The organism is Larkinella humicola (assembly GCF_008727875.1).
GTDB classification, from domain to species: domain Bacteria; phylum Bacteroidota; class Bacteroidia; order Cytophagales; family Spirosomataceae; genus Larkinella; species Larkinella humicola.
Genome location: NZ_VTWS01000004.1, coordinates 1 through 14805, shown reverse-complemented (window position 1 = coordinate 14805; position 14805 = coordinate 1). Strand labels below are relative to the sequence as shown.

At 49.5% G+C, this 14805-nt stretch carries 11 protein-coding genes; 3 read left to right on the top strand and 8 right to left on the bottom strand.

Features of this window, described 5'->3' with window-relative positions; translation table 11 throughout:
• The first annotated feature begins 158 nt into the window (after positions 1–158).
• From F0P93_RS15965 to F0P93_RS15955, 3 genes are all read left to right on the top strand, one after another.
• Positions 159–1454, top strand: a complete 1296-nt coding sequence (locus tag F0P93_RS15965) for an LVIVD repeat-containing protein (RefSeq protein ID WP_150877620.1) — start codon at positions 159–161, stop codon at positions 1452–1454.
• 11 nt (positions 1455–1465) lie between these two features.
• Positions 1466–2056 carry a hypothetical protein gene (locus F0P93_RS15960; RefSeq protein WP_150877618.1) on the top strand — a complete coding sequence of 197 codons (591 nt, stop codon included), beginning with the start codon at positions 1466–1468 and terminating at the stop codon, positions 2054–2056.
• 376 nt (positions 2057–2432) lie between these two features.
• The gene (locus tag F0P93_RS15955; protein ID WP_150877616.1) at positions 2433–2648 is read left to right on the top strand and encodes a helix-hairpin-helix domain-containing protein; all 216 of its coding nucleotides are present in this window, start codon (positions 2433–2435) and stop codon (positions 2646–2648) included.
• Positions 2649–2710: 62 nt separating this feature from the next.
• On the opposite strand, the gene typA is transcribed toward F0P93_RS15955, so the two are convergent.
• The 8 genes from typA to F0P93_RS15915 form a co-directional block, all read right to left on the bottom strand.
• Positions 2711–4525, bottom strand: coding sequence for a translational GTPase TypA (gene typA, locus F0P93_RS15950; protein WP_150877614.1), 1815 nt, complete (start codon positions 4523–4525; stop codon positions 2711–2713).
• 207 nt (positions 4526–4732) lie between these two features.
• On the bottom strand, positions 4733–4942 hold the full coding sequence (locus F0P93_RS15945; protein ID WP_150877612.1) for a hypothetical protein: 210 nt from the start codon (positions 4940–4942) through the stop codon (positions 4733–4735).
• A 595-nt stretch (positions 4943–5537) separates the two neighbouring features.
• Entirely contained in the window at positions 5538–6386 is an 849-nt protein-coding gene (locus tag F0P93_RS15940) for a dienelactone hydrolase family protein (protein ID WP_225309511.1), read from the bottom strand.
• Positions 6387–6398: 12 nt separating this feature from the next.
• Positions 6399–7676 (bottom strand): metallophosphoesterase, encoded by a 1278-nt coding sequence (locus F0P93_RS15935; RefSeq protein ID WP_150877608.1) that lies wholly within the window; start codon positions 7674–7676, stop codon positions 6399–6401.
• Between the two features lie 70 nt (positions 7677–7746).
• Positions 7747–11172 (bottom strand): efflux RND transporter permease subunit, encoded by a 3426-nt coding sequence (locus F0P93_RS15930; protein ID WP_150877606.1) that lies wholly within the window; start codon positions 11170–11172, stop codon positions 7747–7749.
• 60 nt (positions 11173–11232) lie between these two features.
• A complete protein-coding gene (locus F0P93_RS15925) occupies positions 11233–12363 on the bottom strand; it encodes an efflux RND transporter periplasmic adaptor subunit (RefSeq protein ID WP_150877604.1) in 1131 nt (376 codons plus the stop codon).
• A 48-nt stretch (positions 12364–12411) separates the two neighbouring features.
• Entirely contained in the window at positions 12412–13806 is a 1395-nt protein-coding gene (locus F0P93_RS15920; protein ID WP_150877602.1) for a TolC family protein, read from the bottom strand.
• Positions 13781–14413: a TetR/AcrR family transcriptional regulator gene (locus tag F0P93_RS15915; protein ID WP_225309510.1), complete on the bottom strand. Its 633-nt coding sequence runs from the start codon at positions 14411–14413 to the stop codon at positions 13781–13783. Before F0P93_RS15915 ends, F0P93_RS15920 begins: the two co-directional genes overlap by 26 nt.
• Positions 14414–14805: the final 392 nt, after the last annotated feature.

Below are 14805 nucleotides of genomic sequence, written 5' to 3'. Positions count from 1 at the left end.
ACCAGCCGGTCTCCTCCAATAAAACTTTGACCTCTGATTCATTGTGCAAACCGGATTGCCCGGCGGCTCTGCCTGCCGGGCAATTTTTTTATGCTTCTATTCCAACTCTTTCAGTGTCAATAGGGTCAGTTGGGCATATCCCTAAACAACCTGTTGCTATGAAACATACTCTTTACTTCCTGCTCGGAGTTCTGCTGGTGGGGCTGAACGGCTGCACCGACAAATGCAAAGAAACCCGCACTTTCCGACAATTCACACCCCGAACGTTCACCATTGCCCAAATCCGCCAGGGTGTGCAGGCTGAACAACCCCGGACGCTGGTCAATCCGGGGAAAATTTACACCAAAGACGGTTTTTTGCTGATTAACGAGATCAAGGAAGGCATTCACGTGATCGACAACCGCAATCCGTCGGCTCCGAAAACCGTCGCGTTTTTACGCATACCGGGCAACGGCGACATGGCCATCCGCAACAACATTCTGTATGCCGACAGTTTCATGGATCTGGTAGCATTCGATATCAGCGACCCGCAAAACATCCGCGAGCTTAACCGAGTCAAAGATGTTTTTCAAAATGGACAGTTCGATGGTGGTTACTGGAGTCTGAACGCCCAGCAGGAAATCATCAATGATCAGAAAGTGGAGTACGTCACGCAAACTGTCAATACGGATTGCGAAAGCAGTGTCAATACCGGCGGTTGTATCAACTGCCTTTGGGCTGCCGATATGCGGGGTGGTATTCAAAATTTCAACAGTGCGACCGGTTCGCCCGCTCCCAGCACGAACGGAACCGGTGGCTCGATGGCCCGGTTTACGCTGTATGATAACTACCTCTATACTGTCAGCCAGGCCGAAATGCAATTGTTTGATATCAAAACCCCATCGGATCCGAAGAAAGGCAATAAAGTAACGCTGGGATGGGGGATCGAAACGATTTTTCCGTATAAAGACAAACTGTTTATTGGTTCTCAGACGGGCATGCACATCTATGATAACAGCAATCCTGAAAAACCGGTACGGATGTCGACCTTCGATCATGCCCGCGTTTGCGATCCGGTGGTAGTTCACGAAGACAAAGCTTATGTAACGCTTCGTTCGGGTACGACTTGCCAGGGGTTCACCAATCAGCTCGATGTGGTGGATGTGTCCAATTTGTATAGTCCCCGACTCCTGAAGAGCTATGCGATGAAAAACCCGCACGGTTTGGGCATCGACTTTCCGAATTTGTTCATTTGCGAAGGAGCCTATGGTCTGAAAACGTTCAATGTAAGTGATGCCATGAAAATCGATCAATTGGAGCACCTGGAAGGATTTCAGGCCTACGATGTGATCCCGCTCGGGAAATCACTGCTGCTGATCGGGCGGGACGGTTTTTACCAATACGACTACAGCAATCCGCGCAAGTTGAAGCTGTTGAGCAAAATTCCCGTGCAACGGCCTTATCCGGCCAGCTAACCAACTCCCCCATGAAAAAGACTGGTAGCAAAACCGTTTGGCTGCTGTGCCTGTTTGCGCTTCCGCTCTACGCACAAAAAAGCCCGTTTAAGCCCGTTTTTACGAACATGACAGAATTCGGCGTCTTGTTCGGACAAGTCCGTTACAACGTCAATACGGCCTCTGAAAGCGTCAGAAAAAGGCAGAACATCACCGCCCAGACGTTTAATGGTGTTCAGCTCCGGCCTAAACTGGCGGTGGGCGGAACGGTGGGCGTCGATTGGTACAATGCGGCCCTGCTAATGCCGGTATGCGCGGGGGTGCGTTACGATCTGGCGCAACCGGGCCAGAAGAACCTGCGGGTGTTCACCAGCCTGGATACCGGCTACGGTTTTGCGTGGCTGAACGAAGATCCAACGGGCTATGAAACCCGGGGCGGGTGGGTAATTGCTCCGGGTATTGGCTTCCGAATCGGGCGACCGCAGAATACCAATTTCACTCTATCGCTCAATTACAAACGGCAGGAAGCCAATGCCGACAAACCGCTCGGCTGGAATGAAATTTATAAATACGAAAGCCGGGTTTATAACCGGATTGCTTTTCGGCTGGGGCTCAGTTTCTGAAAATACCTCTTCTCCGTATGAAATCTCTCTCTTTAATTATCATAGGCACGTTGCTGGCGTAAGCTGGCCTGCGGTTCAATCGGCTTTACGTTTCTACGACCCTAAATCCGCTGATCGGCGATGAAAGTTTCGTGAAAAAATTTGGTTCAACGGAACAAACGTGGCTCTAATCGGAGCGCAATTGATGAACCGTCGAGTGCGTATAAAAAAACGTATCCATTTCGGTGTATAGCCCTCTGATCGGCCATTGGTTAACAAGTCGTAAAGCAGCTTTAACCACCCGTTCTTGACGCAAATCACCTGCAATGTGTCGCATTCGCACCGCATTCGTATACTTTCGGGAGGGTACATTTGGGGGTTACTAACAAACCCCGATATGAAAGAAAAAGCTGAAAGCCACCCGTTCGATCAACTGGCAAAACCGGCCCAACGCGCTTTGGCGAATGCCGGAATTAAAACACTGGAACAACTGGCCGACCTAAGTGAAACGGAATTTATGGCACTGCACGGCATTGGAAAAAATGCACTGCAAACCCTGAAAACCGCCTTGACGGACCGAAACCTTTCATTTGCGCAGGGCGAGCGGAAGTAGAATCAAGAAAGTCGGTGCCGGTTAATAAAAAAGCCCCGGTGTGTGTTCCGGGGCTTTCAATTTTAGGCCATTTCAAATTTGCTCTGGTTCCGTTTCCGCTCGTTTTCATCGAGGAAAATTTTGCGAATCCGCATCGACTTCGGTGTCACTTCCAGATACTCATCTTTCTGGATGTATTCCATCGACTCTTCCAGCGAGAACATGATTTTCGGAGCAATCCGGACGTTGGTATCCGAACCGGAAGCGCGCATGTTGGTCAATTGCTTCGCCGTTTGCACGTTCACCACGATATCATTCTGACGGTTGTGTTCGCCGATTACCTGACCGGTGTAAATTTCGTCGCCCGGTTCGATAAAGAAAACACCCCGATCCTGCAATTTATCAATCGAATAGGCCGTAGCGGCTCCGCTCGTCATCGAAATCAGCGAACCGTTGATCCGCTCCGGAATGGCTCCTTTATACGGTTCAAAGCTCTTGAAACGGTGGGTCATAACGGCCTCACCGAACGTGGCGGTCAGGACGTTGGAACGCAACCCGATCAACCCACGTGACGGAATTTCAAACTCTAAGTGCTGTAAGTCACCTTTCGGTTCCATAATCAGCAACTCGCCTTTCCGCTGCGTTGCCAATTCGATCACTTTCCCGGCTGTTTCGGCCGGCACGTCTACCACCAGGGTTTCGACGGGTTCCAGGCGGTTGCCATGATCATCGTATTTGAACAACACCCGGGGCTGACCAACCTGCAATTCGTAGCCTTCCCGGCGCATGGTTTCGATCAAAACCGACAAGTGAAGAATCCCGCGTCCGTAAACCAGGAACCGGTCTTCGCTGTCGGTATTTTCAACCCGCAGGGCGAGGTTTTTCTCAATTTCTTTGTATAACCGCTCCCGCAAGTGGCGCGAGGTTACAAACTTGCCTTCCTTGCCAAAAAACGGGGAGTTGTTGATCGTAAACAACATGTTCATCGTTGGCTCATCGACGGCAATCCGTGTGATGGCTTCCGGGTTTTCCAGATCGGTCAGCGTATCGCCAATCTCGAAATCTTCCAGACCGGTTACGGCACAAATATCACCACACTGCACTTCCGCTACCTTTTGTTTGCCAAGGCCCTCGAACGTCTGCAGTTCTTTAATTTTTACTTTTTTAATGACATCGCCCACTTTCACCAGCGCCATGTTAGCGCCTTCTTTCAGCGTTCCGCGAACCACCCGACCGATGGCAATCCGACCCACAAAGGCCGAATAATCGAGTGAGGTAATCTGCATTTGCGGGGTTCCTTCAGTAACGGGAGCAGGTTGGATGTGCTCAACGATGGTATCCAGCAGGTAGGTGATGTTATCGGTCGGTGTTTTCCAGTCCGGGCCCATCCAGCCTTGTTTCGACGATCCGTAAACCGTCGGAAAATCCAACTGGTCTTCGGTTGCCCCCAGGTTGAACATCAAGTCGAACACCTGCTCGTGAACTTCTTCCGGGCGGCAGTTTTCTTTATCGACTTTGTTGATTACCAGAATCGGTTTCAGACCCAGTTGCAGGGCTTTACCCAATACGAAACGCGTTTGGGGCATGGGGCCTTCAAACGCATCGACCAGCAGGCAAACGCCATCGGCCATTTTCAGTACACGCTCTACTTCACCCCCAAAATCGGAGTGACCCGGTGTATCGATGATGTTGATTTTAACATCATTGTACCGGACTGAAACGTTTTTAGAGACAATGGTGATGCCCCGCTCCCGTTCCAGATCGTTGTTGTCTAATATCAGGTCACCAAACTCCTGGTTGTCCCGGAAGAGCTTGGAAGCATGAATAATTTTGTCAACCAACGTAGTCTTACCGTGGTCAACGTGCGCTATAATAGCTATGTTGCGAATGGATTGCATACTTTTTTGAGACAATAGCACTTAGACAAGCGAGCAAAGAAACCAGCAAACGATCCGGTCTTTTCTCTATTCTCTTTTGTCTTTTCAATTAAAGTGCAAAGATACGGATTTTTTAGCTGAATAGTAGTATTTTACAATTTATTAACCTACTGAAAAACAAAAAGCCGGGTTGCCCCGGCTATAAGTACAATTTACGATCCGTACGAATTAAAACTTTGGGCAACCACACGCGTTTTTCTTGCGAAATAATCCCCACATGAAGCCTTTTTTCTTTTTATAACCGCGTGCTTTCTTCCGTTTATAGACTAACTCACTTTTTAGTTCGCTCTGCGCCGACTTTACAACGGCTGCTTCAACCGGCGCTTCCAGTGGCAGCAACATAGATAAGGTAATACCCAGCAACAATAGCTTTTTCATACGTTTTATCGGCCTTTCTCTATCTTTAAACGCAAAGACTTACGAAAAGTACGTAAAAAAGAGCAAGTTTTTCTAGTCCTCCCCGTTGATTTCAACTCATTTACCGGATCAATCTGGTTTGAAAACTAAAAAACCGCCCCTATCGAGACGGTTTTTGAAGTTCTTACCGGGGTCCCCGACTCCGTTGTGAACGATAGCCGTAGTGCTGCGGAGCCCCGCGACGGTAGCTATTTCGATAACTGTTACGGTACTGCGGTTCGCGGTACCGTCTGGGCTGCGATCTGTAATAGACCCTCGGTGGAGGGGTTACAATGATCGGCGGTTGACGGTATCCGTATCGATAAGGATTATAACCATAACTGGGTCCATAACCATAATCAGTCCTAACTCCGACACCCACTGAGGGCGCGCAACTGGTCAGGACGGAACCGATCAGGACAATCGCCAGCATTGAAATCAGATTACGCGTTTTCATGATGATAACAGTCTACAGGTTCACTTTATCAATGCCTGTTAGACTCGTTTGGTACACATAGGTTTAACGCATAAATCGAAAAAGTTGTTCGTTTTTCGGAATCAACCCTCAAACCCACAGCTAGACTTTTAGCTTGGTTTTCAGATAATTCAAGGTAATCTGGTACGCATCCGCCGTGGCTTCCTTATTGAAACCCGGATTGCTTGGATTGGCAAAAGCGTGGGGCGCATCATACATCTGGATGGTCGTTTGCTTACCGGCTTCCTTCATGTTTTTCTCAAACTCGGCCACGGTTGCGGGCGGAATCCCGGAGTCTTTAGCACCAAAAATGCCCAACACGTCAGTATTCAGCATTTTCAACCGCTCCACGTTCTTTTCCGGTTGTCCATAATACATCACACAGCCAACGGTTTGCTTCCCGCCCAGAATGGCCGATTGCAGCGACATGCCTCCACCGAAACACCAGCCGACACTGGCAATCTGCGCCTGTGGTCCTACATAGGAAATCGCACCCTGCATGATCGCCCCCAGCCGTTCGCGCGGCACCTGCACCAGTTTCGAAGCTTCTTCGCGCGTGGTGGCGACTTTGCCATCGTACATGTCAACCGCCAGCACGTTCACATCTTTCAGGTCATTGTAGAGTTTTTCGGCTTCCTGCTTGATGTAGTCATTCAGACCCCACCACTCCTGATAGACGAGCAGCCATTTGTTGGAGGGATTGGCCGCCTTGAGCAGAAAACCGTTGGCTTCGGTGCCATCCGCCGTTTTGAATTTCACCATTTCACCGGCCGCACTCTGGTAGGTGAACGGAAGTGGTTCTTCGTGCAGCATCACAAACGATTGGTTACTGGCCAGCAAAGCCATGTCATTCGAGACCTGAGCAACCGGCTGGTCGCAGCAGGACGGAGCCTGGGCATACAAGGTCAGCGAGCCGAAAAGTCCGCAGGCCAGTAGAAAAATCTTTTTCATCATCAAGAAGGTTTATGCTTTTTTCAATTCAAAAATGGTGATTTCCGGTAAAATTCCGACCCGGCCCGGATAGCCCAAATACCCGTATCCACGATTCACATAGAGATATTGCTCACCCTCCTGATACAAACCCGCCCATTGTTTATAGACGTATTGCGACGGACTCCAGCGGACGTTTCCGATTTCAACTCCAAACTGCATCCCGTGAGTATGACCGGCAAACATGACGTCGATATCCGAAAATTGCGGCCGTACCTGGGCATCCCAATGGCTGGGATCGTGGGAGAGCAACAATTTCACCGGGGCGTCTTCCGTTCCCTGGCGGGCCTTCTCCAGATTGCCGTATTTGGGCCAACGCCCCGAACCCCAGTTCTGGATACCTACTAAAGCGATTTTGTCGCCGTTTTGTTCTAAAATGCGGTTTTCGTCCATCAACAGATCCCAACCGAGCAGTTTGTGAGCCGCTTTCAGGTTGTTCAGATTTTGGGTTTTTGCCTGTGCATTCGGCCAGTTTACGTAATCGCCGTAGTCGTGGTTGCCCAAAGTCGAATAGACGCCCATCGGGGCTTTCACTTTATTGAAGATGTCGATGTAATTTTCTACCTCATCCGCCGTGTTGTTCACCAGATCGCCGGTAAAAAAGACAACATCCGGTTTTTCGCGCAGCAGCATGTCAACGCCCCCCTTCACGGCCACTTTATTGAAAAAACTGCCGGAATGAATATCCGAAAGCTGGGCAATTTTCATTCCATCAAAACCCGATGGCAGGTTTTTGAGCGACAGCCGGATGCGCCGGATGCGGTAATCGTGTGCGCCGGAAACAATTCCGTAGGTAAACGCCACCAGCGGCACGGCCCCCGCAATGAGGGCGGTTTTCATCAGAAATTCGGAGCGCGGAATGACGTTCGTAGCCGGAATGTTGGGCTGCGACGTGTCGTTGACCGCGGCCCGGATGTCAGGGCTGTAGAACAGTGAAGCCACCCAGCGTACAAAACGGCCCAGATCGTCCACGAAAATGAACAGAACGGCAAAAACTTTCGAAAAATAGGGAATCAGAATGGCCGTCCAGATAAAACCGCGGGCTACCCGGCCAACGGCATCGGGTGGTAACAACTGCATGGTCAGGTAGGTAACGATGGTGACGCCCGTAAATCCCCAGTAAAGCATCGAGACCATCCGCTGGGTGTTTTCGGTGGCCGACCGGGTGACGGTTTTGATGGCTTGAAATACGTACCAGTCAATGAGCAATAAGATGGCAGAAACGACGAAAAAAAGAACGATACGATTCATAATGGTGCATAAAGAAAACCCACAGCGTTAACAGACACTGTGGGTTTTTGGTTTACAGTTAGTACTTTACTTATTCGTTTACCAATTCCGGCTCACGTTCCTTCTTCGCTATTCTTTCCTTGAATTTATCCCGGATCCGTTCATTCACCCAGTACATACAGGGCACGATGACCAGCGTCAAAACCGTTGAGAAGGTCAAGCCGTAGATGATGGTCCAGGCCAGAATGTTCCAGAACACGGCGCTATCTCCGCCAATAATGATGTGCGGGTCCAGATTTTGGAATAGTCCCACAAAATCGACGGTTAAACCCACCGCCAGCGGAATCAGACCCAGAACGGCCGCCGAAGCCGTCAGCAATACCGGCGTCAACCGAATCCCGCCCGCATCGATGATGGCCTGACGCAGCGGAATCCCGCGTCCCCGCAACTCTTCGATGAACTCGATCAGCAGAATACCGTTCTTCACCACAATCCCCGCCAGGGCGATGATACCGACCCCGGACATGACCACCGAGAACGTTTTGCCCGTTACCATAAAGCCCAGCAACACCCCGATCAACGAGAGAATGATCGTGAAGAAAATAATCAGCGGCTTCACGGCGGAGTTGAACTGCGTGGCCAGAATCAGGTAAATCAACAACATGGCCAGTCCGAAAGCCGATACCAGGAAGTTCATTGACTCCTGCTGATCCTCCTGTTCGCCCCCCATCCGGACGGTATAGCCGTTCGGCACCTCCGTGTCTTTCACCAAAGCCTGAATTTCCTGAACGATCTCGTTGGCATTGTAACCTGGCACCACATCCGAACTGAGCGTAATGACCCGCTCCTGATTGATCCGGTTAATCTGGCTAAAGGTCGTCGAATAGGCAATGTTGGCTACCGACTGAATCGGAACCTGACGAAGCTGCCCCCCCGCATTCATGTCGCGGTAAACAATGTTCAGACTCAACAGTCGTTCGATCTGACTGCGGTCGTCCTGTTTCAGACGAACCATGATCGGGTATTCATCCTTCGCATCCCGGAATTTTGATACTTCCGTACCAAACAAGGCCGTCCGAACCGCCAGCGCAATCTGCGACGATGAAATGCCTTCACGCTCGGCTTTATCACGGTCGATGTTGATGACGATTTCCGGTTTGTTCGTAATCAAATCTGACTTCAACTGGTCGATTCCTTTGATGCCGGATGCGGTAATCCGTTGCCGAAGCTGTTTTTCCAGTTTTTGCAGGGTGGCAAACTCTTCACCGGCAATTTCGATGGCAATCGGTTTACCCGTCGGTGGGCCGCTGTTTTCGCGTTCAACCGAAATCTCGGTGCCCGGAATGCCCTGCATGGCCGCCCGAACCTTGTTCAAGATCGTTTCCGTCGACAGACCGTGCCGGTTTTCACCCTTGACAAACGCAATCGTCACTTTCGATTTGTGCGGAGTAGCCGAGCGGTCGGGGTTAAAAGGATCACCCGCGTTTTTACCCACGTTGGCAATCACCGAGTTCACAATATCCGTTGCTTTATTCTCATCGAGTACCTTGAAAACCCGTTTCTCAATGATTTTTGTCACCGAATCCGTCACACGGGAATCTGTCCCGATCGGCATTACATTGTAGACGTACACATAATCCGGATCACCGCTGGGGAAGAAAATTACTTTCGGCGGGAAAACACCCATCAGAAAAAATGTACCGACCAACAGCATAAATACCGCAACGATGGTCCAGATTGGTCGCCAACCCGTCAAGATCCACGAAATCAGCTTCCGATAACCATTCTTTAAGGCTGGCAACAAGCGTTCCTGAAACGGCACGATAATGCGGGGCGTCAGCACATAGTGATTGAACGCATACAGAATCAGCACAAACAGGAACAAATTCCCAATACCCCGGTCGATCACGTAGCCCAGACCGGCCAAAACCGCCAGAATCAACAGCGGCCGACGAATCGTGGCAAAGCCCTGGTTGTCTTCGTGATTATCCTCATCGTACCGTTTCATGAACGTGACGGCAAAAACCGGGTTCATGACATAGGCGACAAACAAGGAGGCAAATAAGGTCAGAATGAGCGTTAAAGGCAGGAACTTCATGAACTCACCCACAATGCCCGGCCAGAACAACAGCGGGAAGAAAGGGGCAATGGTCGTCAGCGTTCCGGAAAATACCGGGATGAACACCTCGCCCGCAGCCGCTTTCACCGACTTCTTGATGTCCCAGTCTTTGTGCTCATTGAATAACCGGTGTGTGTTTTCGATGACCACAATGGCATCATCCACCACCAGACCCAGACCCAGCAGAAAACCAAACAAAACGATGGTGTTCAGCGTAAACAGGGTGCCAACTGCCGGCCCGACGATGGGCATACAGACAAAGGCTACCAAGGCCGACAAGGGAACGGACAAACCGACAAAAATAGCGTCGCGAACGCCCATGAAGAACATCAACACCAGCACCACAAAGATGAAGCCCAGCACAACGGTGTTGATCAGATCGTGAATATCGGCGCGGGTCCGTTCCGATTGGTCAGCCGTCACCCGAATGTCGAGTCCGGCCGGAAACCGGTTTGCCTTGTATTCCTTGATCGTTTCTTCAATCTGGTCAGCGGCCGCAATCAGGTTGGCTCCCGAGCGCTTGATGACGTTCAATGTTACAACCGATTTGTTATCCAGTCGGGCAAAATCCTGCTGCTCTTCAAAGCTATCCTGCACATCGGCCACATCGCCCAGACGAACCGTAGCACCCGTCGCCGTCCGGATCTGAAGATTCTGCAACTGCTTCATCTCACTGAACTCGCCTTTCACGCGCAACGTCCGGCGTACACCTGCCACATTCAATTCACCACCCGACACGTTGATGTTTTCGCCCTGAACCGCCTGTTGAATGTCGAAAAAGGCCAAACCGGCCGATTGCATGCGTGGCAAATCCACATTGATTTGAATTTCGCGTTCCAGTGCGCCCACAATATCCACCCGGCTGATCTGCGGCATGGCTTCAATGGCGTCCTGCATATCTTCCGCGTATTCTTTCAGCCGCTTGAGCGAAAAGTTACCGGCGAGGTTGATGTTCATGATCGGAAACTCCGAGAAGTTTACATCCTGCGCCGTTGGCCCCGCATCCATTTTCTGGGGCAAATCCTGCTTCGCTTTATCGATGGCATCCCGCACCCGTTGCAACGCTTCCGGCACCTGAACATCCGGGTTAAATTCGACCAGAATCACCGACACGTCCTGCAACGCGTTCGATTTGATCTTTTTAACGCCCGAAATGGACTTCAACTGCTTCTCAATCGGTTTGTTAATGGTGTTTTCAACGTCGGCCGGGGCCGTTCCCAGGTATATGGTGTTGACGTAAATCTGCGGTATTTTAATATCCGGGAATTGCTCTTTCGGCAGGTTATTGTACACAAACAACCCGCCCAGCGTAATGATGAACGTGAAGATGTAAATAGCCGTCCGGTTTTCGACGCACCAGTTGGTAAAACCGAGGGTTTTGTATTGTTCAAATTTCATGGCCTTGGTCAGATGGGATCGGCGCCTGAATTGCAGTTCAATCCGGGCGCCGATCTGTTTTTAGAAATTTATCGGTTGTCCATCAACTAACTCCTGATAGCCTTGCGTAATGAGCTGATCGCCGGAATTCAGCCCGGTAATAATTTCAACTTGTCCACCGTAGCTCAATCCGGTTTTTACCGGACGGGCCTTGGCGAGTTTTTTGTTCCCTTCCGAAACCGCCACGTAAACCAGTTGGCCATTTTCCGTGTTCTGAACGAGGTTTTGATCAATGACGATCGTTTTTGCTTTCGAAATATCGTTGATCTTCACCTGTGCCAGCATGTTCGGTTTCAGGCTGTTGTCCGATGGCAGCGGGGCTTCGATGCTGAACGTCCGGGACAATGGATCGACGGTTGTCGAAACGAAGCTGATGCGGGTGGTGAGTTCTTTGTTAATGTCCGGGAAACGCACGACGACAGCATCCCCTTTCCGAACGCTACCAGCATACGAATCGGCCACCTTGGCGACCACTTTCAACTGCGACAGGTTCACCACCCGAACAATGCCCATCCCTGGCATGGCTGTTTCACCGGTTTTTACATTCACCTGGTCTACGATGCCCGAAATTGGCGAGGTCACACTCGATTGCGACAGTTGGACGTTCAATGTAGCCAGGCGTTTCTCCAGCCCTTCCTTGTTGTTTTTAGCCTGCAGATACTGAATTTCCGTACCGATCTGCTGCTTCCAGAGGCTGGCCTGCTTTTCAAAAACCGTGTTGGCTAACGACAATTGGTTCCGAACTTCTTCAACAGATTCGCGCAGAATCTGATCGTCGATTTTAGCCAAAACCGTTCCTGCTTTCACCGCATCGCCTTCCTTGACATAAACCGCCGTAACGGCCCCGCCCGATTTCGGCGTTACCTGGACATTATTCTTGGCATCGATCGTACCTTGCAATTCCACAAAATGCTTGAACGTGGTTGCCGACAAGGGAGCCACCACCACCTCTTTTACTTTAACCTGCTCAGCCTGGGTCGGATCCAGTTTGGCCACTTCCGATTCCAGCGCCTTGATTTTGGTGGTCAGTTCAGTCTGCTGTGTTTTCAGATCAGCCAATTCCTGCTTTTTAGACGCCAAATCAGACTTCTTTTCCGATGAGCAGGAAAGAAGTAAGGAGGTTGCCAATCCGATGATGTAGTATGCTTTCATAGGGGTTATCAATAAAACTGCTTTGAACAGTGTGAATGTGAAGGGAGATTACTGACCGGTGTACAATTTTCCTAAGGCTTTATCGAGATCGACTTTCGTGATCATGTAGTCCAGCAGCGAAGCGAAATAATTGGTTTGTGATTCCCGAAAAGAGGTTTCAGCATTCAATACTTCGATGTTCGAACCAACGCCTTCCTTGTATTTAATTCGGGTAACCCGTACGATTTCCTGCGCCAGATCCAAATTCCGTTTCTGGTTTTGGAGCGTCTGGAGGTTGTTCGACAACATAACGGTTGCCTGCCGAATTTGCAGATCAATCGAATTTTTGAGCAGTTCGCCACTTTGACGGGCCTTATCGACGGTTATTTTCCGTTGCTGGGCTGCATAGCGTTTCTGAAACCCGTCAAAAACCGGGATATTTAGGTTTACCGAAATAGCCGCCGAATTGAACCATTGGGTCGTCCAGAAATCACCAAAACTGTTCCGGCCATTGTTATGCCCATAGGTCGCGGCCGCCGTCAGGCGTGGATAATACTGCTTTGCAATGCTTTGCAAGTCTAAATCAGCCAAGTTGATCTGCGTCTGCAAGGTCGAAAATTCGATGCGCTGGCCATAATCAAAAGCCGAATCCAAAACCGCTGCCCGATCCAGATCACTCTGACTGTAGGTTTCGATCCGGTCTGTCAACTGAATGGGCGCGTTAATGGGCAATCCCATCTGAAATTTCAGCAGATAATAGCTCAGATCGACCAGGTTCTTCACATTCTGCCGTTCCGTTTTCAAGTTGTTCAACTGTACTTCCAAACGGTCTACGTCAATTTTTTCGACAAATCCCTGGGTATTCATCGCCCGGGTTTCGCGCAACAGCGTATCGACCCGGGAAATATTCAAATCCAGCAGCTTCATGCGTTCTTCACTGACCAGAACACCGTAGTAGGCTTTAGCGACCTGTTCGGCCACGTTGATTTTCGAAGCCGTAATGTTCTTTTGGGCCAGTTCCCGGTAGGTCGAAGCGGCTTTCAACCCAATTTTATACGAAGCATCAAAAAGTAACTGGTTTACGTTGGCCGAGACGTTCCCCTGAAGCTTTACACCAAAAGGAATGGCTGTAACTGCATTTTTATCAGTACTGCCACCGGTTGAATCGGCCGAAGCACCAAAACCGCCCGCCGGAAAGATAAATTTCTGAATAATGGCATTATACGTAACCGTACCGCCCACATTGACTTGTGGTAAAGCGAGTCCTTTGACTTCTTTAATACGGGCTTCGGCACTCAGCGCATCCAATTGCGTATTTTTGACATTCAGATTTTGCTGCGTTGCAAAGCTGATCGCATCATTCAGCGAAAATTCACGGGGTGCCTGCGCTACCGCCGAGCCGAAAAAACCGAGTGTCAACGCTAAACTATAGAGGGGTTTACAAAGTCGTAGAAGCGGGGTCATTCTGGTGTTCTTTAACATATTGGTTGTAGATAAGGATTCCTTTTTCGGTAAGTATGCCGCGAACAAAATGATGCAGTAATTGAATTTGAACTTCTATCATGGCCGTTACTCCTCTGGGAAACACATCGGTGTCAAATGCCATGCGTATTAATTCCATTCGTAACCGGGCCATAATCTCTACATCGATCTCGGGTCTGTACAACGCCTGCTCAATACCCCTTTTCAAATTGTTCCGAATCGATTCGAGCAAAAACTTCTCTTTGAATTCCGTACAAACTTCCCACGCTCTTGGATAATGGCGCTGCACATCGATCCACAAGGCAGGATTCATTTCGGCTAAATGTTGCCGCATCATCTCCGATGCCAGCAGGATTTCTTCAATCGGGTCACGAGCCGTTGCCATGTAGCAACTTACATTCTCGCGGTTTTTCTCCAGCCGATAGTGCATGACTTGGTACACAATGTCATCCTTATCGGTAAAATGCTGATAGAGTGTTTTTTTGGAGATACCTATATCCCGGGAGATATCGTCCATGGTAATACTACGGGTACCGAATTTCCAAAACAAAGCTTCAGCCTTCAACAGAATTCGCTCTTTGATCTCCAACGCTATAGGACTATTTTAAGCCATAAACTGAGGAAACTATTTTAAAGTTCATAGTTTCCTCAGTTTCTTATAGGCACTGGTAGTAGACAGGTATGACAAAGTTCAAATTCTCCCTGATCTTTATCAATAATTAAGGCGCGAAGCGGCTAATTTCCCGGATGAACTATTGGTTTTTCAGAGACGAAAGGTAAATGCCCGGTTTTCATTGGATTGGTTCTGAAGACTTATGAAAATTGGGTAGGGTAATCAAGACAAATATTAAGTTACAATTTGACTAATAAATATGATTTTTCGCATATTTTTGTAGATATAGGTCACAAAAAAAGCTCCCCGCTAATGCGGGGAGCTTTTGTAATCTGTGGTGGCGGCAACCTACTCTCCCGGAAGTGACT

What these genes read in the sequence shown, in the direction of transcription:
- F0P93_RS15935 (WP_150877608.1), bottom strand. Translation starts at nt 7,676, where the DNA reads ATGAATCGTATCGTTCTTTTTTTCGTCGTTTCTGCCATCTTATTGCTC.
- F0P93_RS15920 (WP_150877602.1), bottom strand. Translation starts at nt 13,806, where the DNA reads ATGACCCCGCTTCTACGACTTTGTAAACCCCTCTATAGTTTAGCGTTG.
- F0P93_RS15940 (WP_225309511.1), bottom strand. Translation starts at nt 6,386, where the DNA reads ATGAAAAAGATTTTTCTACTGGCCTGCGGACTTTTCGGCTCGCTGACC.
- F0P93_RS15955 (WP_150877616.1), top strand. Translation starts at nt 2,433, where the DNA reads ATGAAAGAAAAAGCTGAAAGCCACCCGTTCGATCAACTGGCAAAACCG.
- F0P93_RS15930 (WP_150877606.1), bottom strand. Translation starts at nt 11,172, where the DNA reads ATGAAATTTGAACAATACAAAACCCTCGGTTTTACCAACTGGTGCGTC.
- F0P93_RS15960 (WP_150877618.1), top strand. Translation starts at nt 1,466, where the DNA reads ATGAAAAAGACTGGTAGCAAAACCGTTTGGCTGCTGTGCCTGTTTGCG.
- F0P93_RS15945 (WP_150877612.1), bottom strand. Translation starts at nt 4,942, where the DNA reads ATGAAAAAGCTATTGTTGCTGGGTATTACCTTATCTATGTTGCTGCCA.
- F0P93_RS15925 (WP_150877604.1), bottom strand. Translation starts at nt 12,363, where the DNA reads ATGAAAGCATACTACATCATCGGATTGGCAACCTCCTTACTTCTTTCC.
- F0P93_RS15965 (WP_150877620.1), top strand. Translation starts at nt 159, where the DNA reads ATGAAACATACTCTTTACTTCCTGCTCGGAGTTCTGCTGGTGGGGCTG.
- typA (WP_150877614.1), bottom strand. Translation starts at nt 4,525, where the DNA reads ATGCAATCCATTCGCAACATAGCTATTATAGCGCACGTTGACCACGGT.